This window comes from Methylophilus sp. YYY-1 (assembly GCF_029132825.1).
Classification (GTDB): domain Bacteria; phylum Pseudomonadota; class Gammaproteobacteria; order Burkholderiales; family Methylophilaceae; genus Methylophilus; species Methylophilus glucosoxydans.
The window spans coordinates 238,534-262,631 of record NZ_WOVG01000002.1 but is presented as its reverse complement, the minus strand read 5'-3'; the positions used below and the strand labels follow the sequence as shown (position 1 = coordinate 262,631).

The window sequence follows — 24,098 nt, the reverse complement described above, 5'->3', positions numbered from 1 at the left end:
CATGGCAAGTTTTAAAACACCAACTCAGCAATAAAAAAAGGATGCCAAGGCATCCTTTTTTTATTGTGCAAAGCCTTAACGTTTCAACGCCGCAATCACCGCTTCAATTGCTTTGCAATTACCACGCGCATCATCAAAAGTGAGCAAAGGCGCTTTGCCATTGAGCACACAATCACCAAAGTGCTCGATCTCAAGGTTAAAGTGGTTAGCCTTGGGCAGCACAATCGTTTCTGACTTGCCGCCCGCTTCCCAGCTAATGACCGGGTCATCGCCGGGATAAGACCACATATTGTGGCATTTGATCCAGCCCTTATCGCCAATCAGCTCATACTCGGCTTTGCGGCCACGCTCAAAACTCACATCAAAGTGGCCGAAACGCGCACGTCCCTGTGCATCATGGCCAAAATCGAGCACACCACTGGCAACCACATCGGCGCCATGCTCGTTGAGTTTGCCATAGGCCAATACATCTTTAGGTTCGGCAGGGACGCCGTTTTGCGCAAAACACCAGCGCAAGGCATGGATGGCGTAAGGCCCAATATCCCACATGGCACCACCACCGTTGGCCATATCACGGGTAATGCGGTACATACGTGCAGGCGCCATCAGGAAAGAAAAACTGGCACGGCATGACAGCACATCGCCGATCAGCCCGCTGTCGATTAATTCTTTAACCTTGGCATGCTGCGGATGAAAGCGGTACATAAAGCCTTCCATCACTGTCACCCCTCTGGCTTTGGCGGCAGATTCAATCGCATCAATATCTGCCAACTTGGTCGTCATCGGCTTTTCAATCAGCACGTGCTTGCCCGCCGCAATCGCCTTGAGCGCCCATTCGGCATGCTCTTCGTTAGCCATGGGGCAATAGACAGCTTCAACATTGCTGTCTGTGAGCAGGCTATCCATATTGTCATAACAGCTGACACCGCCTGCGTTTGGCGCATATTTTTCCAAGGTGGCTTTGGCAGCGCCTGGGCGGCGACTGGCGATGGCGACCAGTTGTGAGTTGCTGGCCTCTACAATCGCAGGTAGCAAGCGCTCATTCACACGCGCAGCACCGAGAATGCCCCATTTTAGTTTTGTCGTCATGATGCTCTTCCCATGTTTTAATTTGGCTGATTATACCTTGCACAAAATGGCGGGGTCATGCGCCTTTGCATTAAGAAAGACAGGGCAAGGGCTTTGTAAGTGCCCTAAAAGATTAAATCAGCCCCATGCGTTGTGCCGTGATGGCGGCTTCAGCCCGCGAAGAAACGTTTAATTTACGGTAGATTTCCTTGACATACCCGGCTACCGTATTGCGCTTGAGACCCAGGATACTGGCGGTTTCTGCCATGGTCATGCCTTTGGCAATAATCGACAATACTTCTTTTTCACGCTCGGTGAGAACGCCTTGTGCAGTCGCCTCGACATAGGGGTCATGAAAATGCCGCAATAACTTGCGCGCAATCGCGGGGGACAGGGGCGGCTGACCCGTCACAATCCCATTCAGCGCCTGCACGATAGCGGTTTGCGGCTGGTCTTTCAGTAGATAACCATGCGCCCCTGCACGCAAGGCCGGGAAAATGTGGCTATCGTCATCAAAAATGCTGGCAACCACACAAATTGTTTGCGGTGAATGACGATTTAACCATTCAATCACCGCAACCCCGCTACCATCTGGTAGACTCAAATCAATGAGCGCGATATCGATTGCTGATAGATGGTTCAACGCAGTGAGCGCCTGCGCAATGTGATTGGCTGCGTGTATCTGGATATCTGGAAAACTCTGTTGCAGGACCTCAGACAGCCACAATTGTGACTCGGGAGTATCCTCAAGAATAAAAGCAGTTTTCATCATAGGGCAGTGGCTAGGACAGCAATAGCGTTGGGATAAAAACTATATACCAAATTCAACGTATAACACCCCCGCAAACAGGGGGCTCCGATCAAAAAATAATTCGAATACACTCATGACTAAGACTCTTTTGTGTTTGCCTGTTTTGTTGCCGAATCGAATGCGCCTCCTATTACGCCCGAACTGGATCAGTTTATTGATGGGCGGGCTATTGCTGGGTAACTTTCTAACCCAAGAGGCATTCGCCATGGATGAATTACCCATACCCACGGCATTTGGCCTCAACACCATGGCGCCTGAAAGTAGCTGGGGCATCCGCTTTGAGCAACGCAACAACGACTACCACCAGACCTATGATCAACATGGCAACTTGCAGGGACTAGGCGCCAGCTTTGACGGCATTCAATTAAATAGCAGCATTTTCCCTTCGCTCGCACTATTAGGTCCTGGTGCCTCGCTGGGAACGACGCGCTTCAAGAGTGAGGTGCGTAACCAGATCAGCACATTGACCATCGGCTATGGCGTCACGCCGGATATCACGGTAGGCGCGATTATCCCTTATGTGAAATCACACACGCACGTCAGTTTTGGCGTCGACGGTGGTAATGTCGGTGCAAACCCGGCGTTTGACGCGAGCCAACCGATTAGCGCGGGCAACTTTCCGTTTGCGCCTGCGGGTGGCGCGGTGGCTCCCATGGATACGGCTGGCGTACAAGGCATCCTGACGAACCCGGCGTATGGTTATCAATACAAGCGGATTGCTTCTCAACAGTCAGAGGGATTTAGCGACCCGACCATAGGCGTGCTCTGGCGGGCTTATAAGGCGGCAGACCAGAGCCTGATTGTGGGCATCGGCTGGCGAGTGGGTCTGGCCAGAAAAGACGACCCGGATAACTTGCTGGATACGCCGCCCGGCGACGGTAGCGACGACCTGCGCACCCGCATAGAATATTTCAAGAATATAGGCAGCCACCTCGACTTGCGGTTACTGGCCGATTACAACTGGCAAACCCGCGACAAAGCCAGCATGCGCATCCCCTCATCAGGCCAGTTACTGGCCCTCGCCAGTAGCAAACAAAGATTACAACGCAACCTGGGGGACTTTTATGAAACCGATATTGAGTTGGGGTATCGCTGGTCCAACTGGCGCTGGGCGGCTACCTGGCACCGTTATGAAAAGCAGTCTGACACTTACCGCTCTGACCTTGGCACCGATACCAGCAGCCTGGAAACGAACACCTACACCCGCGCCGACCAGTACCGGCTGAGTGCGACCTGGAGTGGTATCCAGGCCTGGCAACAAGGCAAATTACCGCTGCCGCTCATCGTCAGGCTCGAAATGCAGGATACTTTTTCCGGGCGCAACTTTGTCGATGTCCGCGATATTTACCTGCAAGTGACGGCTTTGTTTAGATGAGCTTTTGCGTGCATGCCCTGTTAAAACCATTGCGCGATAGCTGCATTTTTTTGTGGCTGTTGTTCGCCTCCCTAAGCACATTTGCAACCCCTGAGGTGACCAGCAACGCTCTAGTCAGCATGAAACAAGGAGAGTTTGTCCAGAGTGCCGCTCCCCAGCCCCCAGGTGACCATGCAGACTGGCAAACTGCCAGCCTGCCGGACATCTGGAAGATCACTCATCCGACGGCAGAGGGCATAGGCTGGTATCGCTTTCAGTTTGATTACCCGACACTCAGCCAGAAGGCTTTGTATGGACTCTACCTTTCCAGGCTCAGCCTGAATGCGGAAGCGTTTCTCAATGGTGAGAAGATAGGCTCTGGCGGTGCGTTTGAAGAGCCCGTCGCCAGGCACTGGAACCGCCCCTTGTTATTTGCCATGCCGCCCCACCTGCTCAAGCCCCGCGACAATCTGTTACTCGTAAGAGTCATTGCCCCCGCACACTCTCAAGGCATGCTCGCTCCGCCGCAAATAGATACATTAGAGCATCTGCAACCGCGCTTTGAAGAAGCCAGATTTATCCGTATCACACTGAACCAGACGTCAAGCTTGCTGATCGTGGGGATTGGGCTGCTGATGCTGAGCCTGTGGTGGCGCAGAAAGCAGGATACCGCCTACGGCCTGTTTGGACTGGCCGCCTTTGTCTGGGCACTGCAATCCCTCAATTTTTACATCATCACCGCGCCCTTGCCGACCCCACAATGGGAGTTGTTTGTGAATGCGAGTTTTCAGGCGATTGCCACCTTGTGGCTGATCTCACTGCTCGATTTTGTCGGCATCCGACTTAAGCGTTTCAATCAGTTGCTGTGGGCGATCCTCATCATGTCGCCGCTGACTTTGCTGTGCACTCCCGATGCTTACTTTACTGACGTCACCGATGTATGGCACCTGGTGACCATGGGCGTGGTGGTGTTCGGCCTCTGCTTGCTGGCAAAAGAAGGCATTATGCACCGCAACAAGGATGCCAACTTACTGTTGCTGACCTTGAGTTTGATCCTGCTATTTGCATTTCATGACTGGCTGATACACACCAATATTGCTGCACTCAACCACTGGGTGAGCAATGAGGAATATCTGATGCAATTCTCGGCCCCCGTGCTGTTTTTGATTGTCGGGCTCATGATGACTTCAAGGTATGTGGGGGCCCTCAATGATTACGAGCAACTGAATCAGCAACTCGAACAACGCGTGGTTTCCAAGCATGAAGAGCTGAATCAAAACTTTCAGCAATTGCAGTCCATTCTCAAAGAGCAGGCTTCGCTGGAGGAGCGCGAGCGGATTTACCAGGATCTGCATGACGACTTGGGAGCCAAACTGCTGACTCTGGTATACCGCGCCCAAGACAGCAACAATGCCGAACTTGCCAGGTCTGCCCTGCAAGACCTGCGCGATGTAGTTTCACGGGCCGGGACAGAACATATCCCATTGACGGATGCCATGGCCGACTACCGTATCGAGTGCGAGAAACGCTTGAGTGATGTCCATATCCAGCTGGTTTGGCAGATTGAGATGAAGGAAGACCACCTGCTTCTGACGCAACCGCAAGTCCTCAACCTGGGCCGCATTATCCGTGAGGCGGTTTCAAATGTGATCCGCCATGCACAGGCAAGCCAGGTCACAGTCAACCTGAGTCGTAGCGACAGGCATCTGTTACTGTCAGTGAGTGACAATGGCATCGGGCTGCCCGCCGAGTCGGCCAGAAACAAAGGCCGCGGTTTGAACAATATTCAGAAACGCGCGACGCTGCTGGGCGGTGAAGTGCACTTTGAAGCCTTGCCCGCAGGCGGGCTCAAGCTCTGCCTGCAACTGCCGTTGCAAGCATTCGCGCAAGCTCCCCATTAACACCCCCTATCCAGGGGGTGCAAGCCGGATGGCAAAGTCTCTAAGATGAGTACTCCAATCATCAGGAGGAGAGAGACATGCACAAATTAACAATAATGACCACACTCACTGGTTGTTTACTTGCCAGTGCCAATATGGCACATGCCACGAGTAGTACCGCGATCTTCTGGGGACCCACGCCCTACCTATCCTCGAGTGACATCCCGGCTGGCTTTTACCTGGGAGGCAATCCTGTCCTACTAGATAATCTGGAAGATGGATCGCTGGATGCGTCTATCAGTGCCAGTAACGGTTCAGTGTATGGACCCACCGGCATTGCCGACTCGGTGGATGCCGATGATGGCAACATTGATGGTTTTGGCACCGCAGGACGTAGCTGGTTTTCAGGCAATGTGACCTTCACTTACACGGGTAGCGGCCCTCTGCCAACAGCCTTTGGTGTGGTCTGGACGGATGGCTCTGGCACCATTACGTTCAGCGCAACAGATGCACTGGGGCAATCACTGGGTTCACAGTCGTATACGGGCATTCCTGATGGCACGTTTGGCGGCACCACCGGCGATGACCGTTTCTTTGGTGTGCAGTTTGCCGGTGGCATAAAATCGATCACCATAGGCACCGGGGGCGGCATTGAAGTCGATCATATCCAGTATGGGCAAATGGTGAGCAGTGTGCCAGAGCCCACCTCGGCGCTCATGCTCAGCCTGGGCTTGCTGGGCGTGGTTGGATACAGGCGCACGCGCAAATCGACTACAGAATAAAGGCGCTGTCACGCGCCAAAATCCTAGTAAAAAATAAAAACGACTGCTTCACCCTTTGAGTAGCTGTGATGGCACCCCCTGAACTGGGGGTGCCTTTTTTCAGATGATTGCACTAGTCTAGGGACATTCTTAATATCGTGCCCAACCAGGGCAAAGGGTTTGTCATGTTGACCTTGCAGCGCTACGCTAAACCATCTGCCGCCATCATTGTGTTGGTTGGCTGCCTGCCTTTCCAGGCCCTCGCCACAGAAATCGCAACTAACATGCGGCTAAACTTTAACGAGATTGCCATCATGAACAGAACCACCTCGGTGTCTGTCGATGGCGTGGATATCACCACTTACAGCAACCAGATTGACAAGCTGTTGACCCTGGACCCAAGTATTGCCAATGCGCGGTTTTTGAGCACCCGACTTGGAACGTTCAGTAGCGGCAGCATGACGATTGAACTAAGAGGGAATCAATTTATTTCACTAAATGACCCTGGGGTTTCAGTATTGCCAGATACCCAACGCACACTGACGCGGATAGAAGCCGGCGCCACATTAAGCGGCGGCCTACTGACCACCACCGAGTCACTCAACCTCGATGCCACCTGGTTTTGCCGTGCAACCGCGCTTTCCTGCACCCGCGATGAAGTTTATAGCACGTTAAAATTTCTCTCTCCGCTCTCAAACTCAACCACCAGTGCAGCGGCACTGGTGCAACCCATACGCTTGCAAGCAAGTGGCGCACCCACGTTTACCGCGGATGGTGTGAGCATCAATTATGCCGGGCTGTCTTTATCCGGCACAGTCAATGTGAATGCCACCTTTACCGCCAAAACACGTAGCCAATATGTGGCAGATGCCCTCGCCGCCACCCCAGGGGCAGGTGGCGGAGTCGCAGCCGCACGCTGGGATGCTGCCGCAACCGATATTCAATCCCTGCGCAATAGCGTACTGACGGATGTCGCAGTCGCAAATACCCTGAAAATCGCCCGCACACCCGAGCTAAAAGATGCACAAACACTGCTCGCAGCCGCCAGAGACAGCACCATTTTGCTCAATGCAGGCGCGACTGCACCGACAGTATTCAACTCACCCTTCGATCTCATGCGTCAGCTATGGAACGTCACCGCAACCGTGGACCCCTCTCTGGGACGCTCAACGGCTGGCTTTAGCAGCGAAGACCTGACCAGTGACAATGCAGCCCTGTCGTTGGCGGCATTATCGCTGATTGCCAGCGGCAGCGATGAGCATGATTTCGCTGCGCAACTGGACCACGCGCTGGGCGTGCCGCTCACGACAAGTGCCGCCCCTCAATTGACGCTGGATGGGGCATTACTTGGGTTGACTGACGCCATGCTCTCCATCTATTACTTAGGCAATAGCAGCAGCGGCTTGGTAGAACTCAACCTGCCAGATGCTGCTCGCTATGCTCTGTTACGGAATGGATTATATGACCGCATCAGTTTGCTGGAGGGAAACGGCCTGACGGTGATTGGTAACAGCGATTATGCCGGTTCGGCAGTGTTGCAAGGTGAAGGTGAAGTCTATATCGGCGAAATCTCAAGTGGTTTGCTAGAACTCAGCGGACAGAGCACGGCCTCGCGCTTGCAACTCAACAATATATACAGCAACCAGTTTTTGGTCGTCGCCAGCTGGGCAGTGACCCCAGTGCCAGAGCCAAGCCAGGCCTGGCTGCTCATGATGGGCTTGCCGCTGTTGTTATGGCGTCGTCAAAGCGCTTGAGAAAATACAGGCATATTTTGCCAGGTCGCTTTAACACACATACAAGCATTCTCATCCCATCATTTATTTAAAAGGAGCATGTGATGTCATCCCCAGTGATTAATCCAGCTTGGTTTATCAAACTCGTTACGCTTTTTACTATTGGCCTGACTAGCATGCCCGCGATAGCAGCCTTCACGGTATACACGGATAAAACCAGCTTTTTGACTGCAGCGGGTACGGTGTCTAGCGAAACCTTTGACGCAGTGACGGCAGACCTCGATCCCAGCAGCACCGGCATCCACCTCAATGACTTCACATTGAGCGGCAGTGTCAGTGTCGATGCACCTTCTTCAGCGATAGATATCAATGGCACAACCAACCTCTATTTCAACACCTCATACGGCGGCTGGGCGGATCTGATTTTTAGTCAGCCAATCACTGCCTTTGGGCTCACCATGAACAATGCCCGGCTACAATTGCTCTCCATCAGCTTGGCCCGTATCGGCCCGGCCTATGGTGAATACCATCATATTGCCACCTATGCCGCGCCCGACCCTTACGTCAGCAATCAAACTCTAAATGGCTTTATTGGGCTCACCTCCGATGTGGCGTTTAATCGCATCGTCTTTGCTGGCACCGGTTGCTGCTCCAGTACGTTTGCCGTAGACGATGTCACCTATGCGACGACGCTGGCGACGCCAGTGCCCGAGCCGTTATCCGCCAGCCTGCTTGGCCTGGGGGTCGCAGGCTTGTGCCTGTTTAGAAAACAACCGCTGCGTGTATAACTCACCGACACCTTGGCCATCAGGCCTGATGTTGATTTAACCCCGTTCAGCACAGGGTTTTTAATTGGCATTTTTGCATGCATCATGTTTGCGTCAGCGCAATATGCGGGCACCTCAGCGCCGTATTATTCGCTATACGCTTTTGAGGAGGCCTGCATGCAACCACTCACCATCTCACCACCCAGCCGCAAGGTACCGGCTAACCAGTTTGCCCTGTTCAACCTGGGCTTCAGGCCTTTTTTCTTGCTGGCTGCCTGCTTTGCGGTGCTCTCGATTGGCCTCTGGGTGTGGAAATATGCAACGCTTTCTGCACCAGTGTTAAACACCGTGACCGCATCACAGTGGCATGCACACGAAATGCTATATGGTTTTGCCTTTGCCGTGATTGCCGGATTTTTACTGACCGCGGTCAAAAACTGGACCGGTCTGCAGACCTTGCATGGTCGCCCGCTCATGGGCTTGGTCACCTGCTGGGCATTGGCCCGCGCCATCATGCTGATGGCACCCTCCCTGATCGCATTGGCAGCCGCGTTTGACGGCCTATTCAACCTGTGGCTGCTCATCGCGATTGCCAGACCAATTATTCAGGTGAAGCAATGGCGACAACTGGGCGTACTGTCAAAAGTACTGTTGCTGTCGGTTGGCAACCTGGCCTTTTATTCGCAAGCGCTGGGCTGGACAAACCAAGGTGCACATGCCGCGCTATGGATGGGTTTACTGCTGAATGTCAGCCTGATCATGGTGATGAGCCGCCGCATTTTGCCCATGTTTATTGAGCGTGGTGTGAAAGAACAGGTGACGCTCAAAAATTCAGTTTGGATAGACCGCCTGTTGATGGTCTGCCTGGCCGCACTGTTGATCAATATATTAACCGCCAATGCTGAAATGCTGAATACAGTGTTAGGACTTACTATCAGCATCAGCGCAAGCTTTAGGTTATGGCGCTGGCATACACCCGGCATTTGGCAGCTGCCGCTACTGTGGAGTTTTTATCTGGGTCTGTGGCTTATTAACCTGGGCTTTTTACTATATGCCTTGAGTTTTTTGCTACCAAGCATTTCTGTGATTATGGCCATCCATTGCTGGGCGATCGGCGGCATCGGCGTGATTACGCTGGCGATGATGACTAGGGTCTCATTAGGGCACACAGGCCGCAATATTCACAACCCACCGCGTAGCTTGGTATGGATATTTGGCCTGGTCATTTTTGCTACCCTGAGTCGGGTGTTATTGCCTATCGTGCTGCCAGACTTTTACCGTTTGTCAGTGATGCTGGCGGCCAGCACCTGGATCGCCGCATTCACATTATTTACGATTGTCTATTGGCCGATCCTCAGTCAACCACGCATTGACGGCACGCCCGGTTAACGCTCACTCTTTCCACTTGATAGAACAACCAATACTTGCAATCTGTTCCTGCGGGCCGTGACCTGTTTCAGCCACTAACTTCATGGCTTTGAACAATTCACGGGTACTCTCAGGAGCGGTTTCCTTGCGGCTCTCGTCAAACCGACCCCGGTATTGCAATGCAAAATCTTTATTAAAGCCAAAAAAGTCTGGCGTACACACAGCATCATAAAGCTTGGCAATTTGCTGAGTTTCGTCCAACAGATAAGGGAACGGAAACGCCATCTCGGTGGCAATTTTGCGCATGTTCTCAGGGCTGTCTTCCGGATAATCGGAAGGGTCATTCGACATAATCGCCACCGTATTCACGCCCAGCGTCTGTAGTTCTTTTACGTCAGCGATCAGGCGAGGCAAGATGGCTTTCACGTAAGGGCAATGGTTACAGATAAACATCACCAGCAGACCATTTGGCCCCATGCTGGTTTCAAGATTGACGAGCTTGCCATCTACATTAGGCAAATTGAATGCCGGTGCTTTCCAGCCAAAATCACATACGGGGGGGCTAATACTTGCCATCAGCGTTGCTCCTGCCATTAGATCAAACCATTATGGTACGTGATTAAGACGCCAAGGTGAATCTTGTCACCACCGTGCCCGCACACAGGCATTTTGGTTACAATGCCAGTCATGAGTAATTTACGCTTTCATAGCCCGGCTGCATTGACTGTGGGCCAATCCGTCCCACTCAGTGATAACGCCATGGCGCATGCAGTCAGAGTCATGCGGCTCAAAGTAGGCGACACGTTGATTTTGTTTTGTGGGGATGGTTTTGACTATCTCTGCGCGCTGACGCAGGTCGAGAAAAAATCCGCTACCGTTGAAGTCCTCAGCCGCACACAGGTCAGCAATGAATCGCCACTGAATACCCGCCTGCTACAAGGCATCTCTAGCGGCGACCGCATGGATTACACCATCCAGAAAGCGGTGGAACTGGGTGTGCGCGAAATTTTCCCGTTAAGTACCGAGCGCTGCGTGACCAAACTCAGTGGCGACCGCGCCGAAAAGCGCGTCGAACATTGGCAAGGCGTGGCAATCGCCGCCTGTGAGCAAAGTGGCCGCGCCTTAATTCCGTTAGTACACGCGCCTCTCACGCTTGCACAATGGCTGAGCCAACACGCGACCGCTGACAGCCTTAACCTGTTATTGAATCCTGTCGGTGCACAAAGGCTGGCATCACTAAACCCGCCAAAAAACGCCATTCATTTATTAATTGGCCCGGAAGGCGGCTTGAGCGCGGCAGAAATTGCACTCGCCTCGCAACATCACTTCCAGTCTATCGTGCTTGGCCCACGGATTTTACGTACTGAAACCGCAGCATTGACTGCCATGAGCGTGATGCAGTCACTGTGGGGAGACTTTTAAGCAAGTCTGACACTGCACACTTAGCAACCCAAGGAGCCTCTATGGAACCCCGCCCACCCTTACCGCCCTTTACCCTGGAAACTGCCATGCAAAAAGTACGCATGGCCGAAGATGCCTGGAACAGCCGCGACCCGGATCGCGTGATCCAGGTCTACACGGAAGATACGGTTTGGCGTAACCGTGCCGAGTTTCCAGTAGGGCGTGCAGAGGTGCATCAGTTTTTAACGCGCAAATGGGCGCGCGAACTGGATTACCGTTTGATCAAGGAAATCTGGGCGTTTCTGGATAACAAGATTGCTGTGCGCTTTGCCTACGAGTGGCACGACGACGCGGGCAATTGGTATCGCAGCTACGGTAATGAAAACTGGATGTTTAACGACGCCGGGCTGATGATGCAGCGCCACGCCAGTATTAACGACCTGCCGATTAAAGAAGCAGACCGCAAATTCTTCTGGCCCCTGGGTAGACGCCCGGATGAGCACCCCGGACTGACCGCGCTCGGTTTATAAGGCGGCACATGTTTCAAGTCATGCTGCAAATGGCCTTGCTGATTATGGCAGGCATGCTCTGGCAACGGTGGGCGCCTTCGCACATCACCGCCCTGTCGCACCGTCGTGCGCTGACAGATCTGGTGTTTTATGTGCTATTGCCAGCCTTGGTGCTCAATATTTTATGGCAGGCGCCGTTTGATTTGAGTGCAGTCAAAATTGCGCTGACAGCCGTGTGCCGCTTGATGGTCGCGGCCTCGTGCATGTGGCTGATACTGCAATTATTGCAACGTCTGATGACCGTGACCCGTGCACAGCAAGGCGCATTGATGCTGGCGGCCACCTTCCCGAACGCGACCTACCTTGGACTACCGGTGACCAGCGAGGTATTGGGCGACTGGACGCATGAGATCGTGCTCAAGTTTGATCTGTTTGCCTGCACGCCGATCTTACTCAGCCTGGGCATGCTCATGGCGCAACATTTTGGCCATGCTGAACAACGCTCGCACCCGCTCAAGGAACTCATGCGCGTGCCACCGCTATGGGCCTTGCTCTTGGCGGCCATCCTCAATCTGTGCCACATTCCGCAACCGGTCATGGTTGCACATGCCTTGCATACCCTGGCGGGCGGCGTGGTGCCCCTGATGCTGATTGCACTGGGCATGAGCATCCGCTGGGATACTTTTAAACTGAAATTCATGCCCTTGTTATTGCCCGTGTGTGCGATTGGCCTGTGCGTCGCACCGCTGGTGACCTGGTGCTTTGCACAATGGCTGGGCATCTCGGGTGACACCCTGACTGCATGCATTTTGCTGGCTGCCATGCCGACCATGGTATTTGGCATTATCATCTGCGAGCGCTATCACCTGGATGGCGCACTGTATGCCGCGGCCGTGTTCTTGAGCACCCTGCTCAGCATGGCCAGCCTGTCAGTATGGTTTGCAGCATTGCAGCCCTGACAGCAACCGCTTTAGCTCGTTAAAACCATCCTGCCCGACGGAATCTTTGCCGTCAAATCTGTCATACGTCATATGACGAGTTGTCTGCAAGCGCAACTGTTTTTATGATGCAATCCATCAGTCATGCCTACGTGAAGTGTTATTAGGGATTATCAAACGATCATGCCGAAAACCACGACCAACCATTACCTCAGTGCGCATCCCGCGCCACCGGATACGCTTGCCAGTTTGCTGGCGGGCGCCGGGATCACGATTAACGGCAACGCGCCCTGGGATATCCAGGTGTATGAAGAAAGCGTCTACCGCGATGTGTTGACCAAAGGCTCGCTCGGACTGGGACAGGCGTTTATCGAGGGCCGCTGGGGCTGCAACCGGCTGGACGAGTTTTTCCATCGCGTCATGCGGGCGGACCTGGATGAAAAAATGGGCGGGACGGCCAGACTCAAATTATTGGCTGAGATCATTCGTCATACCCTGTTTAACCTGCAAGCGCCGCACCGGGCTTATCAGGTTGCACAGCAACACTACGATATTGGCAATGATGTGTTTGAAGCCATGCTGGATTCGAGCATGAGTTACTCTTGCGGCTACTGGCAACATGCGCAAACGCTGGAAGAAGCCCAGCGTCACAAGCTGGATATGATTTGCCAAAAGCTGGATTTGCAACCCGGCGACCGCGTGCTGGAAATCGGCTGTGGCTGGGGCGGGCTGGCCAAGCATATGGCACAACACTATGGGGTGCAGGTGCTCGGCATCACGGTGTCAGTTGAGCAACAGGCCTTAGCCAGAGAACGTTGTGCAGGATTGCCGGTGGATATCCAGCTCAAGGACTACCGAGAGTTGCATGGTCAATTCGACAAAATTGTCTCGGTTGGCATGTTTGAGCATGTGGGCCAAAAGAACTACGAAACGTATTTTGCCACCGCACAGCGCTTGCTTAAGGATAACGGGCTGTTTTTGTTGCATACCATCGGCAATCATAAAACCGCCTTGCATACCGACGCCTGGATAGACCGCTATATTTTTCCGAATGGCAAATTGCCCTCGGCCAGCGAAATCACTGGGGCGATTGAAGAAAAGTTTTTAATTGAAGACTGGCATAACTTCGGACCAGATTATGACCGCACCCTGATGGCCTGGTGGGACAAATTCAACCGTGCCTGGCCTGAATTGCAGTTTAAGTATGATGAAAGTTTTTACCGGATGTGGAAATACTACCTGATGTGTTGTGCAGGCTATTTCCGCGCCCGGCAAGGGCAACTCTGGCAGCTGGTATTGAGCAAACGGCAGAGCAACCGTGTGTATCGCTCAATCCGCCCGCAGCCAGTCAGTTGTTGTTGACGTAGTCTCTCTGTGTTCTTGACCTTAATATGACGGCCTTGGCCGTCATTTTTTTGGCACGAATCTTCGACAGCAAAAACTTTTTAACCGCCGATACACGCCGATGAACGCAGATACCCTCTAAAACTCTACTGAAACTGTGCGCTTATTTCTTACATGGCAATTAACACCAGAAACTAGTTCCAGTCTCCACCGCATCGGCGTTTATCTGCGTGTATCGGCGGTCACAGGGTGTTACCCAGTCACATTATTTGCAATAAAAACCATTTTTATTTATTATTTTGCAAATTAACCTTAAATTAAACGCAAAATGCTAGGCTCAAACATCAGGGAATTGCGTAAATCGCAAAATTTAACCTTGCAGCAACTGGCTGCCCGCATGGGCACAGATGCCAGCAATTTATCGCGCATTGAACGCGGCGAGATTGGCATCTCTGAAGCCCTGCTGCGCGCCGCCGCACAGGCACTGCATACCACGCCTGGCCGGCTCTATGATGCCAACCTGACCCCCGTCTCGCTGACCAACACGCCACCCGCCATCCTTTCTAGCACGAATAGCAAAGAGTTTGTGCATTGGTTTCGCTCTGCGGCGCCTTATATACACGCCTTTGGCGGCAGCACCTTTGTCATTGCATTTGGCGGAGAAGTCGTCAGTGAACAACAGTTTGTGGCGCTTTCGCACGACCTCAACCTGCTGGCCAGCCTAGAAGTCAGACTGGTATTAGTTCATGGTGCCCGGCCACAAATTGAGCAACGCCTGAAACGTGACCACCTCACCCCAAAACTGCATAACGGCTTGCGGATCACCGATGATGCCGCCATGGAGGCGGTAAAAGAAGCCAATGGTGCCATCCGGGTAGAGATTGAATCACTGTTATCCATGGGCATTGCCAACTCGCCGATGGCAGGCAGCGACATCCGTGTTGCCAGTGGTAATTTTGTCACTGCCAAACCCTTGGGCGTACGCGACGGTGTGGATCTGCAACATACCGGCGAAGTGCGCAAGATTGATGCGGTCGGCATCCAGAAACGGCTGGACGATGGCGAGATGGTGTTGTTGTCGCCCATGGGCTACTCCCCCACCGGCGAGACCTTTAACCTGACCCTGGAAGATGTCGCGGTGAGTGCCGCGATTGCGCTGGATGCAGAAAAACTGATTTTCCTGATGGACTCAGAAGGGATCCAGAACCTGCGCGGCGAATTGTTGCGCGAAATGACCTCGGCCAAGGCGCGCAACCTGCTACGTAACGTGCAGGAAAGTGATGAGCCGATTTTTTATTCTGAGGACGTCAATTATTACCTGCCCGCCGCCGTGCGTGCCTGCGAGCATGGCGTGGCCAGAACCCACCTGATCTCACGCCACATTGATGGCGCCATTATTCAGGAGCTGTTTACGCGCCAGGGCATAGGCACCATGATCACTGAACTGTCACTGGAAACCATGCGTCAGGCCAATATCGAAGATGTAGGCGGCATTTTGCGGTTGATTGAACCCCTGGAGAATGAGGGCATTCTGGTGCGGCGCGGCCGCGAACGCATAGAGATGGAGATCAACTATTTTTATGTGATGGAACACGATAACCGCGTCATCGGTTGCGCGGCTTTATATCCGTTTCACGAGGAAAAAATGGTAGAGTTCGCCTGCCTGGCGATAGATCCCGCTTACCGTGGCGGTGGCCGCGGTGACAAGCTGTTTAACTTTTGTCAGCAGCAAGCCAGTCAAAAAGGCTTTAAACAGCTGTTCTGCCTGACCACCCGCACCGAGCACTGGTTTCTGGAGCGCGGCTTTAGCGAACAAAGCGTGGAGCAACTGCCGCAAGAGAAACTCAAGTTCTATAATTTCCAGCGCAAGTCCAAGGTGTTTGTGAAACCTTTGTAAGGCCGCAGCCCAAAGGCTGACCCTTTTATGGCCCCTAAAAAACAAACAATGGCCTTAGCTTCTTGAAATGCAACCATTTCATGCCCACTTACGTTACATTGGATATCCGATTGCCATGCAAGCGCTCTGGCAATCCAGCATTTATTTAAAACACAGAAACAAAAGGAAAACATGAAACAGTTTTGGAAGCTATTGATGGTGTTGATGGTCTGCATGAGTTTGTTCTCTGGTGTGGCAGAGGCCAAGCGATTGGGCGGTGGCGGCAGTTTTGGTAAAAATCGGCCGGCGCCTGCCAAACAAATGCAACGTGCGCCTGAAGCGACGCCACAACCAGCCCCTGCGGCTGCACCACGTAACGGGATGAGCAAATGGATGGGGCCATTGGCCGGTCTTGCCATTGGTGCCGGCTTGGCAACCCTGTTTTCACACGGCGGATTGGGCGATTTTGCCAATAATTTCAGCACATTATTGATGGTGGTTGCAGGCTTTGCCTTGCTGATGTTTTTAGTGCGTCGCTTTAAAAATGCGCAAGCCTCGCCGCCGCAATACGCCGGCGCAGGCGCACCGTATGCCCCCGCCGGATTTCAATCTGAATCCGCATACAACGCCAGCGCTGCCCCCACAATAAAAGCAGATATTCCTGCCGATTTTCCGGTGGATAGTTTTTTACGTGGTGCCAAAGCTTCATTTATTCGTCTGCAAGCCGCCAACGACCGCAAAGACATCCAAGACATTCGTGAATACACCACCCCTGAGGTCTATGCTGAAATCAGCCTGCAACTGCAAGAACGCGGCGATGCACCACAAATAACCGAGGTATTGAATATTGATGCTGAGCTGATTGAGGTGGTCACTGAAGGCGCTTACACCATTGCCAGTGTGCGCTACTCGGGTCAGTTGCGCGAAAACAATGGTGCGATTGAACACATCAATGAAATCTGGCACTTGCAAAAAGCGCTACAGCCAAGCAATGCGCCATGGTTATTGGCAGGGATTCAGCAAGCCTGATCTGGATGATGCATCCAGATTAAGCCACTGGCTGCCCTAAACTCGCATGAGGTGTAAGCGCTGTTTTTTAATCAGCGCTTCACATTTCTGCGGTAAAATTCACGCTGTTTTGAACTCAATACGGACCTCCGATGATGCAACATGCCACTGCCTCGCAAAAGGCAAAAACCCTGTCCGAAGCGCTGCCCTACATCAAACGCTTTTTTGATAAAACCATCGTGATCAAATATGGCGGCAACGCCATGACGGACGACCGCCTCAAAGAATGTTTTGCGCAGGATGTGGTGCTGTTAAAACTGGTGGGCATGAACCCGGTGGTGGTGCATGGCGGCGGCCCGCAAATCAATGAAATGCTGGACAAGCTGGGCAAAAAGGGTGAATTCATTCAGGGCATGCGCGTCACTGACGAAGAAACCATGGACGTGGTGGAAATGGTGTTGGGGGGTCAGGTGAACAAGGAAATCGTTAACCTGATTAACCGTCACGGCGGTAAAGCGGTGGGGTTAACTGGGCAGGATGGTAACTTTATCCATGCGCACAAACTGCTGATGGAAGACCTCAAAGACCCGAGCAAAATGATTGATGTCGGCCAGGTGGGCGAGATTTCCGGCATAGACCCCAGCATCATTACGTTTCTGGATAGCGGTGACTTTATCCCGGTCGTCGCGCCGATTGGCGTAGGCAAGGATGGCGAAACTTATAACATCAATGCCGATGTGGTGGCGGGCAAACTGGCTGAAATCCTCAATGCAGAAAAACTCATTTTGCTGACCAATACGCCAGGCGTGCTGGATAAAAATGGCCAGCTGCTGACCGGCCTGACACCCAAGCAAATCGATGACCTGGTAGAAGATGGCACCCTGAGTGGCGGCATGTTGCCAAAAATCGGTTCTGCGCTAGATGCGGCGCGCAGTGGCGTCAAGTCTGTGCACATCATTGATGGCCGCGTGGAGCATGCCTTGCTGCTGGAAGTGTTGACTGACGAAGGCGTGGGCACGCTGATCAAGGCGAAATAGCCATTCAGCCACGCTCATCAGCAGTGCCCAACCATGGCTGAGATTATTTTATACAGCAACAAACTGTCGCGTGGCCGTGCCGTGCACTGGCTGCTCGAAGAGCTGGGCCTTGCGTATCAGGCGGTGTGGCTGGACTTTGGTCCGGCCATGAAAAAAGCAGACTACCTGGCAATCAACCCCATGGGCAAAGTACCTGCCCTCCAGCATGGCGGGGCCGTGGTCACCGAGACGGCCGCGATCCTGACCTATCTGGCAGACACGTTTGCCGAAAAGGGCTTGATTCCAGCCGCGGGCACCCCGGAAAGGGCCGCTTTTTACCGCTGGATGTTTTTTATCGCCGGTCCGCTGGAAGCGGCAACCACGGCTGAGTTTCTGGGCTGGCAAACGCCGGAAAAAACACCTTTGGGTACGCCTTGTCAGGCTTTTCTGGGCTTTGGCTCACTGACACTCACGCTAGATACCCTGGAATCGCATTTACGCCAGCATGCCTATGTGTGTGGCGACCAGTTCACCGCCGCCGATGTCTATCTGGCGACCCATCTGGCGTTTGGCATGCGTTACACCAAAGCCTATCCGCCGCGTGCCATCTTTGACGACTACTTAAACCGCCTGCTGCACCGCCCGGCCAAATTGCGGGCAGATGCCCTTTAATCTGGCACGGCAGTGATGACACGTAGGGTGTGGATTTTTGACCTGGACGATACGCTGCATAACGCCTCGGCGCACATCTTCCCGGTGATGAACCGCGCCATGACCCAATATATCCAGGATCACTTGCAACTGGATGAACCTGCCGCCTGCGCCTTGCGCCAGCATTACTGGCAGGTCTATGGTGCCACCCTCAAAGGGCTGATGCGCCACCACGGGGTCAACCCGCATCATTTTCTTGCAGAAACCCATGCCTTTCTGACGGACGAGATGGTGCATACCACCAAACAGCTCAGGCAATTATTGCAGCAACTGCCGGGACGTAAATGCGTCTTCACCAACGCACCGCGTCACTATGCGTTGCGCGTGCTGCAAGTCCTGGGCATTGAGGATTGCTTTTCACTGGTCTTCAGTGTGGAATCCAGTGGCTTTCACGCCAAACCCAGCGTGCGCGGGTTTCAATTGCTGCTACGCCAGCTTAAATGCCGTGCGGCAGATTGCACCTTGTTTGAAGACAGCCTGCCCGCACTGATGACGGCCAAACGGCTGGGGATGCGCACGGTGTGGATCAGCCGCAAGTTACGCAAACCAAACTTTGTGCAATATAGGTTAGCGCATATGTTGGCGCTCACTCACAGTGGCCTGAAAAAAGGGCCGCTTTACATTCCCGCCGCCGGTGAATAAGGTTAAAATACGGGTCAAAATAACCACCTAACGATCAGGCTCAGGCTCCCACATCATTATGGCTACTATCAATAAAGAAGCACGCGCAAACCGTAAACAGCAAATTCTGGAAACCCTGGCAGGCATGCTGCAAACGCCACGTGGCGAAAAAGTCACCACGGCAGCCCTGGCTGCCAAACTCGATGTTTCCGAGGCGGCACTTTACCGCCACTTTGCCAACAAGGCCAAAATGTTTGAGGGCCTGATCGAGTTTATTGAAAGCGCCTTGTTTGGTGTCATGAACAAAATCACCACCGACGAAACCGATGGCCTCAAGCAAGTACAGCTGATGCTGCAAACCATGCTCAAGTTTGCCGAGCGCAATCCCGGCATGTCACGGGTGTTGATTGGCGATGCCCTGGTCAATGAAGATGACGCCTTGCAATTGCGTATCAACCAGTTGCTGGACAGGTTAGAAGCCAGCCTCAAGCAATCGTTGCGCATTGCCGAAGCTCAGGGTCACAAAATTAATGATGCCGGCACGGCGGCCAATACCATGATCAGTTTTGTGCTGGGCCGCTGGCATGCTTTTGCCAAAAGCGGATTCAAACGCAAACCGAGCGACAATCTTGAGCAACACTTGGCCCAGCTGATTACGGGCTGCCTGCAATAAGTTTCAACAGAAAGTATCACGGATGGAAACCACTATTTTTGGCATGAATGAAGCCCAACTCACCGAGTTTGGCATGTCCTGGGGCCTCGCGTTCCTCATGCTGTTTATTGTCTTTATTGTGGGCAACCTGGCCTGGAAATCCAAAGCGGGCAAAACCGGCACTTTTGCCTTGTTTTTGGCCCTGACGCTGGGGCTGGTCGGATTCCTGGCCAAATTTGCCATTCAGCACTATCTGAATATTCACTAGCTGAATATTCACCTGTTTTATCAAAACCAGCGCCTGCTTTATACTGCATGCTCCCTTGGTGAGGTGAAGCAATGCAGCACATCCTGGTTTACTCAGACTCGTTAAGCTGGGGCATCATCCCCAATACCCGTCAGCGCCTGCCGTTTGAGCAGCGCTGGCCTGGGGTCCTCGAAATCAGCCTGAGTCAAATGCAGCAACGCGTGCGCGTGATTGAAGATTGCCTGAATGGCAGGCGCACGGTGTTCGAAGACCCGTTCAAACCCGGTCGCAACGGCCAGCAAGGCTTGGCGCAGCGTATCGAAATCCATTCGCCGCTGGCGCTGGTCATCCTCATGCTGGGCACCAATGACTTTCAGTCCATGCATCCGCACACCGCCTGGCACGCCGCGCAAGGCATGGCCAGCCTGGTCACCACGATACGGCAAGCCCCCATTGAACCAGGCATGCCTGTCCCCCAAGTCATGATCGTGGCGCCACCGCTCATCACTCAACCACAAGGACCGATTGCAGAAAAGTTTACTGGCGCCGCACAAAAATGCCAGGGACTGGCCGCGGCTTACCGCGCAGTCAGCCAGGCGATGGATTGCCTGTTTGTCGATGCAGGGCGCATCGTCACCGCCAGTGAAATAGATGGCGTGCATCTGGATGCTCCACAACATCTGCAATTAGGGCAAGCCCTGGCCCATGAAGTGAACGCGCTTCTAGGGCAGCAAGCCTGAATTGGCTATTGCGACCCTGCTGTCCGTCCGCTACCCTTAATCAATTTATCACACCACCGTTTTCGCCATGGATCACGTACTGCCACCTCAAGATAACGATACTTATAAAACATTGCTGGAATCCACCAAAGCGATTCCATGGAAATTAGACTGGGCCTCCAAACGATTCACTTATATTGGCCCACAAATTGAGTCCTTACTCGGCTGGACACAGGACAGCTGGCAATCCGCAGAGGACTGGGCCGCACGCATGCACGAGGAAGACCGCGATCGTGTATTCAATTTTTGTATCTCGCAATCACTGCAAGGCCTGGATCATGAAGCGGACTACCGTGCACTGACGGCTGACGGTGGCTTTGTCTGGATACGCGATGTAGTGCATGTGATCCGTGCTACGAACGACGAGCCCGAGGCTCTGATTGGCTTTATGTTTGATATCAGCGAACGCAAACAAACAGAGCAACAATTACTGGATTTGCAAAAACAACTTGAAGTGCTGTCCTATCAGGATAGCCTGACTGGCGTCGCCAACCGCCGCATGTTTGACAACGTGCTGGAAAAAGAATGGCTGGAAGCCAGCCGACATCAGCAGCCCTTGGCACTGATCATGATCGATATCGACTATTTCAAGCAATTCAATGATGCTTACGGGCATCTGAAAGGCGATGAGATACTGAAAAAAGTCTCCAGCCTCTTGTCTCATGCCGGCGTGCGTGCAAATGATTTTTTTGCCAGGTTTGGCGGCGAAGAGTTTGCTTGGATTTTACCGGAGACCGATCTTGTTTCCGCAGGCAAGATCGCTGAGCGTTGCCGCCATCTGATTTTCAAGGCACAGATTCCGCATGCGCACTCAGCCGTCAGTCAGCTGCTCACCATCAGTGTGGGGGTGGGCAGCATCATCCCCTCAGCAACAGACCAGATGAATGATTTTTTGGCGGATGTAGACAGACTGATGTATCACGCCAAGCATCAAGGCAGAAACCGGATAGTCTTGCAGGAAGAGGTTTAGACCCTAAACGGTCGCGGACTGGTTAATGCAGATGCATGGCCTGCTGGATGGCCTGTGTTCTGGCTTCCGCCACCGCTTGTTTGATCTGCACAGGCGACTGGCATTGTTTGGCAATTGCGCCCGCGTCTACGGTCAAGGCCGCCTGCAATGCGCGGCTCAGATGCTCGGCATCCTCCAGTGGGCATTGCTCTAATCCCAGCCGGCCTCGGCTGTCACATTCACAGGCCTTGAGAAAATCCTCAAAACGGCTGCGCTGTCTGAATGCGTCCAGCTCCTCTAGAAAATGCAGCAGCGTACTTGCCTTCATTTGCCGCGCCGCATGCAATTTGCCATGATATTTCGCCACCACCAGTGACAGATCCTTGCAATCATTGGGCACTTTCAGGCGGGCCACGACATCCCTAATCAGATCAACGCTGCGCAACTCATGGCCAATATGGCGCGGCAGCACTTCAGCAGGCGTGGTGCCCTTGCCCAGATCATGGGTCAGTGCCGCAAAGCGTACAGGCAGGCTAAAGGCTTGCGTCGCAGCGTAATCAATCACCATCATGATATGGATGCCGGTATCCACTTCAGGATGATAAGTGGCGGTTTGCGGTACGCCCCACAAGCGGTCCAGCTCTGGGAAGATGATTTTCAACGCGCCGCAAGCACGCAGCATCTCAAACATGCGGCTCGGTTGGGACTCCATGAGGCCTTTGGCGATCTCTTGCCAGACGCGCTCGGGCACCAGGGCATCCACCTCGCCTGCAGCGACCATCTCGCGCATCAGCACCATGGTTTCAGGTGCCATAGTAAAATCGGTAAATCTGGCTAAAAAACGGGCAGCACGCAGGATTCTGACCGGATCTTCACTAAACGCGGCTGTCACATGCCGCAAGATTCTTTTTTCAATATCTGCCTGGCCACCGAACGGATCAATCAGTTGACCCTCCGCGGTCTGGGCAATGGCATTCATGGTGAAGTCACGGCGAGCGAGATCTTCCTCCAAGGTCACGTCTGGATCGGCGTGAACACTAAAGCCCTTGTAGCCTTTGGCGGTTTTGCGCTCGGTACGCGCCAGCGCGTACTCTTGCTGGGTCTGGGGATGTAAAAAAACGGGGAAATCCTTGCCGACTGCACGGTAGCCTGCGGCTAGCATTTGTTCGGGGCTGGCACCCACCACCACATAGTCACGGTCTTTGACGGGCAGGCCGAGAAGGCTGTCCCGCACGGCACCCCCTACCTGGTAAATCTGCATGACAGGCAGCCCTGTACGCAATCAACGTCTGGCGTTGATGACACGCCCAGCGGCCGCGCGGAACTGATCATAGGCCCCCCGCGGATTGTTTTTGACCAGATACCCGGAAATCACGGCGAACATATCCGTCGGGACCACACACAATTCGTTGGCCATCGGTTGCTGGCACACATTATCGACCTGCATGGATTTGACGTTATCGCGTGAGATCAGCTTGATGGGCAACAGCTGCATAAAGCTGCCTTGCAGCAGGGACATGCGCAGGCTCAAGCCCAGGATGGGGCGCTGCACATGGATGGTTTTCATGACCGCCTCAATGATTTGCTGCAAGGTCATGATGGCGGGGCCACCCAGCTCATAAGTCTTGCCATAGGTCGCAGGTTCATCGACAGCATTCACCATGGCGGCAGCGACGTCTTCCACCCAAATCGGCTGGAACTTGGCATTGGGCATGGCCAGTGCCAAAACGGGAATCCATTGGATCAGCTTGGCGAACAGGTTGATAAAGCGGTCACGCGTGCCAAAAATGACTGAAGGCCGGAAGATGGTCACATGCAGTTTTTTGCTGAACGCCATGACGGCACTGTCCCCCGCGGCCTTGCTGCGCAAATATTCACTGGGGGCGCTGGCAGAAGCCTGCAGGGCGCTCATATGCAGCAAACGCGGAATCCCCAACGCTTCGCACAATTGCGCGACCTGGCGTGGAAACTGGTGATGCATTTTTTCAAAGGCGTTATCACGGGTTTGATGCAAGATGCCAATCAGGTTAATCACCACATCACTGCCCTGCAATTGCGCCTTGAGGGCGGCGTGATCGTGAATATCACACTCAACCACCTGTACATTAGGCAGCAAAATCAAGTGCTTGGCCTGCTCGCGACGCCGCGTCAGCACTTTGACTTGGTAACCGGCCTGATCTAGCCTGGCGACCACGCTGCTACCAACAAAACCGCTACCACCCAACACTGTGACTGTCTTCATTTGCTTGTTCCTGATGCGTCTTGCGTTAACTGAGTTCGTATTTGCTTATTGTACCGAAAAACC

24 protein-coding genes are annotated in these 24,098 nt (G+C 53.3%); 19 read left to right on the top strand and 5 right to left on the bottom strand.

The window, feature by feature from the left end; translation table 11 throughout:
* Nucleotides 1-75 precede the first annotated feature (75 nt).
* Nucleotides 76-1,089 carry a Gfo/Idh/MocA family oxidoreductase gene (locus GOC95_RS07885; protein WP_275356584.1) on the bottom strand — a complete coding sequence of 338 codons (1,014 nt, stop codon included), beginning with the start codon at nt 1,087-1,089 and terminating at the stop codon, nt 76-78.
* A gap of 112 nt (nt 1,090-1,201) precedes the next feature.
* On the bottom strand, nt 1,202-1,840 hold the full coding sequence (locus GOC95_RS07880; RefSeq protein WP_275356583.1) for a response regulator transcription factor: 639 nt from the start codon (nt 1,838-1,840) through the stop codon (nt 1,202-1,204).
* A 157-nt stretch (nt 1,841-1,997) separates the two neighbouring features.
* Here GOC95_RS07880 and GOC95_RS07875 point away from each other — a divergent pair, with 157 nt between their 5' ends.
* The 6 genes from GOC95_RS07875 (at nt 1,998) to GOC95_RS07850 (ending at nt 9,763) form a co-directional block, all read left to right on the top strand.
* On the top strand, nt 1,998-3,254 hold the full coding sequence (locus GOC95_RS07875) for a hypothetical protein (protein WP_275356582.1): 1,257 nt from the start codon (nt 1,998-2,000) through the stop codon (nt 3,252-3,254).
* 8 nt (nt 3,255-3,262) lie between these two features.
* Nucleotides 3,263-5,134, top strand: a complete 1,872-nt coding sequence (locus GOC95_RS07870) for an ATP-binding protein (protein ID WP_275356581.1) — start codon at nt 3,263-3,265, stop codon at nt 5,132-5,134.
* Nucleotides 5,135-5,211: 77 nt separating this feature from the next.
* On the top strand, nt 5,212-5,895 hold the full coding sequence (locus GOC95_RS07865; protein ID WP_275356580.1) for a PEP-CTERM sorting domain-containing protein: 684 nt from the start codon (nt 5,212-5,214) through the stop codon (nt 5,893-5,895).
* A gap of 164 nt (nt 5,896-6,059) precedes the next feature.
* Complete coding sequence (locus GOC95_RS07860; protein WP_275356579.1) at nt 6,060-7,628, top strand: hypothetical protein; 1,569 nt, start codon at nt 6,060-6,062, stop codon at nt 7,626-7,628.
* 83 nt (nt 7,629-7,711) lie between these two features.
* Nucleotides 7,712-8,395 (top strand): PEP-CTERM sorting domain-containing protein, encoded by a 684-nt coding sequence (locus GOC95_RS07855; RefSeq protein ID WP_275356578.1) that lies wholly within the window; start codon nt 7,712-7,714, stop codon nt 8,393-8,395.
* Nucleotides 8,396-8,551: 156 nt separating this feature from the next.
* On the top strand, nt 8,552-9,763 hold the full coding sequence (locus GOC95_RS07850) for an NnrS family protein (protein ID WP_275356577.1): 1,212 nt from the start codon (nt 8,552-8,554) through the stop codon (nt 9,761-9,763).
* A 3-nt stretch (nt 9,764-9,766) separates the two neighbouring features.
* Here the strand turns inward: GOC95_RS07850 and GOC95_RS07845 are convergent, their stop codons facing one another.
* Nucleotides 9,767-10,318, bottom strand: coding sequence for a thioredoxin family protein (locus GOC95_RS07845; RefSeq protein ID WP_275356576.1), 552 nt, complete (start codon nt 10,316-10,318; stop codon nt 9,767-9,769).
* A 111-nt stretch (nt 10,319-10,429) separates the two neighbouring features.
* On the opposite strand from GOC95_RS07845, the gene GOC95_RS07840 reads away from it, so the two are divergent.
* The 13 genes from GOC95_RS07840 to GOC95_RS07780 all read left to right on the top strand — a co-directional run bounded on the left by GOC95_RS07840 (nt 10,430) and on the right by GOC95_RS07780 (nt 21,814).
* Complete coding sequence (locus tag GOC95_RS07840; RefSeq protein ID WP_275356575.1) at nt 10,430-11,164, top strand: 16S rRNA (uracil(1498)-N(3))-methyltransferase; 735 nt, start codon at nt 10,430-10,432, stop codon at nt 11,162-11,164.
* Nucleotides 11,165-11,205: 41 nt separating this feature from the next.
* Entirely contained in the window at nt 11,206-11,673 is a 468-nt protein-coding gene (locus GOC95_RS07835; RefSeq protein WP_275356574.1) for a nuclear transport factor 2 family protein, read from the top strand.
* Nucleotides 11,674-11,681: 8 nt separating this feature from the next.
* Entirely contained in the window at nt 11,682-12,611 is a 930-nt protein-coding gene (locus GOC95_RS07830; protein WP_275356573.1) for an AEC family transporter, read from the top strand.
* A 162-nt stretch (nt 12,612-12,773) separates the two neighbouring features.
* Nucleotides 12,774-13,952: a cyclopropane fatty acyl phospholipid synthase gene (gene cfa / locus GOC95_RS07825; RefSeq protein ID WP_275356572.1), complete on the top strand. Its 1,179-nt coding sequence runs from the start codon at nt 12,774-12,776 to the stop codon at nt 13,950-13,952.
* Nucleotides 13,953-14,262: 310 nt separating this feature from the next.
* Nucleotides 14,263-15,831: an amino-acid N-acetyltransferase gene (gene argA / locus GOC95_RS07820; protein WP_194749211.1), complete on the top strand. Its 1,569-nt coding sequence runs from the start codon at nt 14,263-14,265 to the stop codon at nt 15,829-15,831.
* 171 nt (nt 15,832-16,002) lie between these two features.
* Nucleotides 16,003-16,839 carry a Tim44-like domain-containing protein gene (locus GOC95_RS07815; RefSeq protein ID WP_275356571.1) on the top strand — a complete coding sequence of 279 codons (837 nt, stop codon included), beginning with the start codon at nt 16,003-16,005 and terminating at the stop codon, nt 16,837-16,839.
* Nucleotides 16,840-16,970: 131 nt separating this feature from the next.
* The gene (gene argB / locus GOC95_RS07810) at nt 16,971-17,855 is read left to right on the top strand and encodes an acetylglutamate kinase (protein WP_194749209.1); all 885 of its coding nucleotides are present in this window, start codon (nt 16,971-16,973) and stop codon (nt 17,853-17,855) included.
* 33 nt (nt 17,856-17,888) lie between these two features.
* Nucleotides 17,889-18,506 carry a glutathione S-transferase family protein gene (locus GOC95_RS07805; RefSeq protein WP_275356570.1) on the top strand — a complete coding sequence of 206 codons (618 nt, stop codon included), beginning with the start codon at nt 17,889-17,891 and terminating at the stop codon, nt 18,504-18,506.
* A 15-nt stretch (nt 18,507-18,521) separates the two neighbouring features.
* Nucleotides 18,522-19,187: a pyrimidine 5'-nucleotidase gene (locus GOC95_RS07800; protein ID WP_275356569.1), complete on the top strand. Its 666-nt coding sequence runs from the start codon at nt 18,522-18,524 to the stop codon at nt 19,185-19,187.
* 58 nt (nt 19,188-19,245) lie between these two features.
* Nucleotides 19,246-19,839 carry a nucleoid occlusion factor SlmA gene (slmA, locus tag GOC95_RS07795; RefSeq protein WP_275356568.1) on the top strand — a complete coding sequence of 198 codons (594 nt, stop codon included), beginning with the start codon at nt 19,246-19,248 and terminating at the stop codon, nt 19,837-19,839.
* 22 nt (nt 19,840-19,861) lie between these two features.
* Complete coding sequence (locus GOC95_RS07790; protein WP_194749205.1) at nt 19,862-20,086, top strand: DUF2788 domain-containing protein; 225 nt, start codon at nt 19,862-19,864, stop codon at nt 20,084-20,086.
* 71 nt (nt 20,087-20,157) lie between these two features.
* Entirely contained in the window at nt 20,158-20,805 is a 648-nt protein-coding gene (locus GOC95_RS07785) for an SGNH/GDSL hydrolase family protein (RefSeq protein ID WP_275356567.1), read from the top strand.
* Nucleotides 20,806-20,872: 67 nt separating this feature from the next.
* Entirely contained in the window at nt 20,873-21,814 is a 942-nt protein-coding gene (locus GOC95_RS07780; protein WP_275356566.1) for a sensor domain-containing diguanylate cyclase, read from the top strand.
* Between the two features lie 22 nt (nt 21,815-21,836).
* Here the strand turns inward: GOC95_RS07780 and GOC95_RS07775 are convergent, their stop codons facing one another.
* Together GOC95_RS07775 and GOC95_RS07770 are read right to left on the bottom strand one after the other, a co-directional pair.
* Entirely contained in the window at nt 21,837-23,054 is a 1,218-nt protein-coding gene (locus GOC95_RS07775) for a multifunctional CCA addition/repair protein (protein WP_275356565.1), read from the bottom strand.
* A 21-nt stretch (nt 23,055-23,075) separates the two neighbouring features.
* Complete coding sequence (locus tag GOC95_RS07770) at nt 23,076-24,035, bottom strand: complex I NDUFA9 subunit family protein (protein WP_194749201.1); 960 nt, start codon at nt 24,033-24,035, stop codon at nt 23,076-23,078.
* Nucleotides 24,036-24,098: the final 63 nt, after the last annotated feature.

Bases quoted from the DNA above. Each gene is read 5' to 3' on its own strand.
- GOC95_RS07835 (WP_275356574.1), top strand. From the start codon at position 11,206: ATGGAACCCCGCCCACCCTTACCGCCCTTTACCCTGGAAACTGCCATG.
- GOC95_RS07860 (WP_275356579.1), top strand. From the start codon at position 6,060: ATGTTGACCTTGCAGCGCTACGCTAAACCATCTGCCGCCATCATTGTG.
- GOC95_RS07815 (WP_275356571.1), top strand. From the start codon at position 16,003: ATGAAACAGTTTTGGAAGCTATTGATGGTGTTGATGGTCTGCATGAGT.
- argB (WP_194749209.1), top strand. From the start codon at position 16,971: ATGATGCAACATGCCACTGCCTCGCAAAAGGCAAAAACCCTGTCCGAA.
- GOC95_RS07840 (WP_275356575.1), top strand. From the start codon at position 10,430: ATGAGTAATTTACGCTTTCATAGCCCGGCTGCATTGACTGTGGGCCAA.
- GOC95_RS07785 (WP_275356567.1), top strand. From the start codon at position 20,158: ATGCAGCACATCCTGGTTTACTCAGACTCGTTAAGCTGGGGCATCATC.
- GOC95_RS07855 (WP_275356578.1), top strand. From the start codon at position 7,712: ATGTCATCCCCAGTGATTAATCCAGCTTGGTTTATCAAACTCGTTACG.
- argA (WP_194749211.1), top strand. From the start codon at position 14,263: ATGCTAGGCTCAAACATCAGGGAATTGCGTAAATCGCAAAATTTAACC.
- GOC95_RS07885 (WP_275356584.1), bottom strand. From the start codon at position 1,089: ATGACGACAAAACTAAAATGGGGCATTCTCGGTGCTGCGCGTGTGAAT.
- GOC95_RS07850 (WP_275356577.1), top strand. From the start codon at position 8,552: ATGCAACCACTCACCATCTCACCACCCAGCCGCAAGGTACCGGCTAAC.
- GOC95_RS07790 (WP_194749205.1), top strand. From the start codon at position 19,862: ATGGAAACCACTATTTTTGGCATGAATGAAGCCCAACTCACCGAGTTT.
- GOC95_RS07770 (WP_194749201.1), bottom strand. From the start codon at position 24,035: ATGAAGACAGTCACAGTGTTGGGTGGTAGCGGTTTTGTTGGTAGCAGC.
- GOC95_RS07775 (WP_275356565.1), bottom strand. From the start codon at position 23,054: ATGCAGATTTACCAGGTAGGGGGTGCCGTGCGGGACAGCCTTCTCGGC.
- GOC95_RS07865 (WP_275356580.1), top strand. From the start codon at position 5,212: ATGCACAAATTAACAATAATGACCACACTCACTGGTTGTTTACTTGCC.
- cfa (WP_275356572.1), top strand. From the start codon at position 12,774: ATGCCGAAAACCACGACCAACCATTACCTCAGTGCGCATCCCGCGCCA.
- GOC95_RS07830 (WP_275356573.1), top strand. From the start codon at position 11,682: ATGTTTCAAGTCATGCTGCAAATGGCCTTGCTGATTATGGCAGGCATG.
- slmA (WP_275356568.1), top strand. From the start codon at position 19,246: ATGGCTACTATCAATAAAGAAGCACGCGCAAACCGTAAACAGCAAATT.
- GOC95_RS07780 (WP_275356566.1), top strand. From the start codon at position 20,873: ATGGATCACGTACTGCCACCTCAAGATAACGATACTTATAAAACATTG.
- GOC95_RS07800 (WP_275356569.1), top strand. From the start codon at position 18,522: ATGACACGTAGGGTGTGGATTTTTGACCTGGACGATACGCTGCATAAC.
- GOC95_RS07845 (WP_275356576.1), bottom strand. From the start codon at position 10,318: ATGGCAAGTATTAGCCCCCCCGTATGTGATTTTGGCTGGAAAGCACCG.
- GOC95_RS07875 (WP_275356582.1), top strand. From the start codon at position 1,998: ATGCGCCTCCTATTACGCCCGAACTGGATCAGTTTATTGATGGGCGGG.
- GOC95_RS07880 (WP_275356583.1), bottom strand. From the start codon at position 1,840: ATGATGAAAACTGCTTTTATTCTTGAGGATACTCCCGAGTCACAATTG.
- GOC95_RS07805 (WP_275356570.1), top strand. From the start codon at position 17,889: ATGGCTGAGATTATTTTATACAGCAACAAACTGTCGCGTGGCCGTGCC.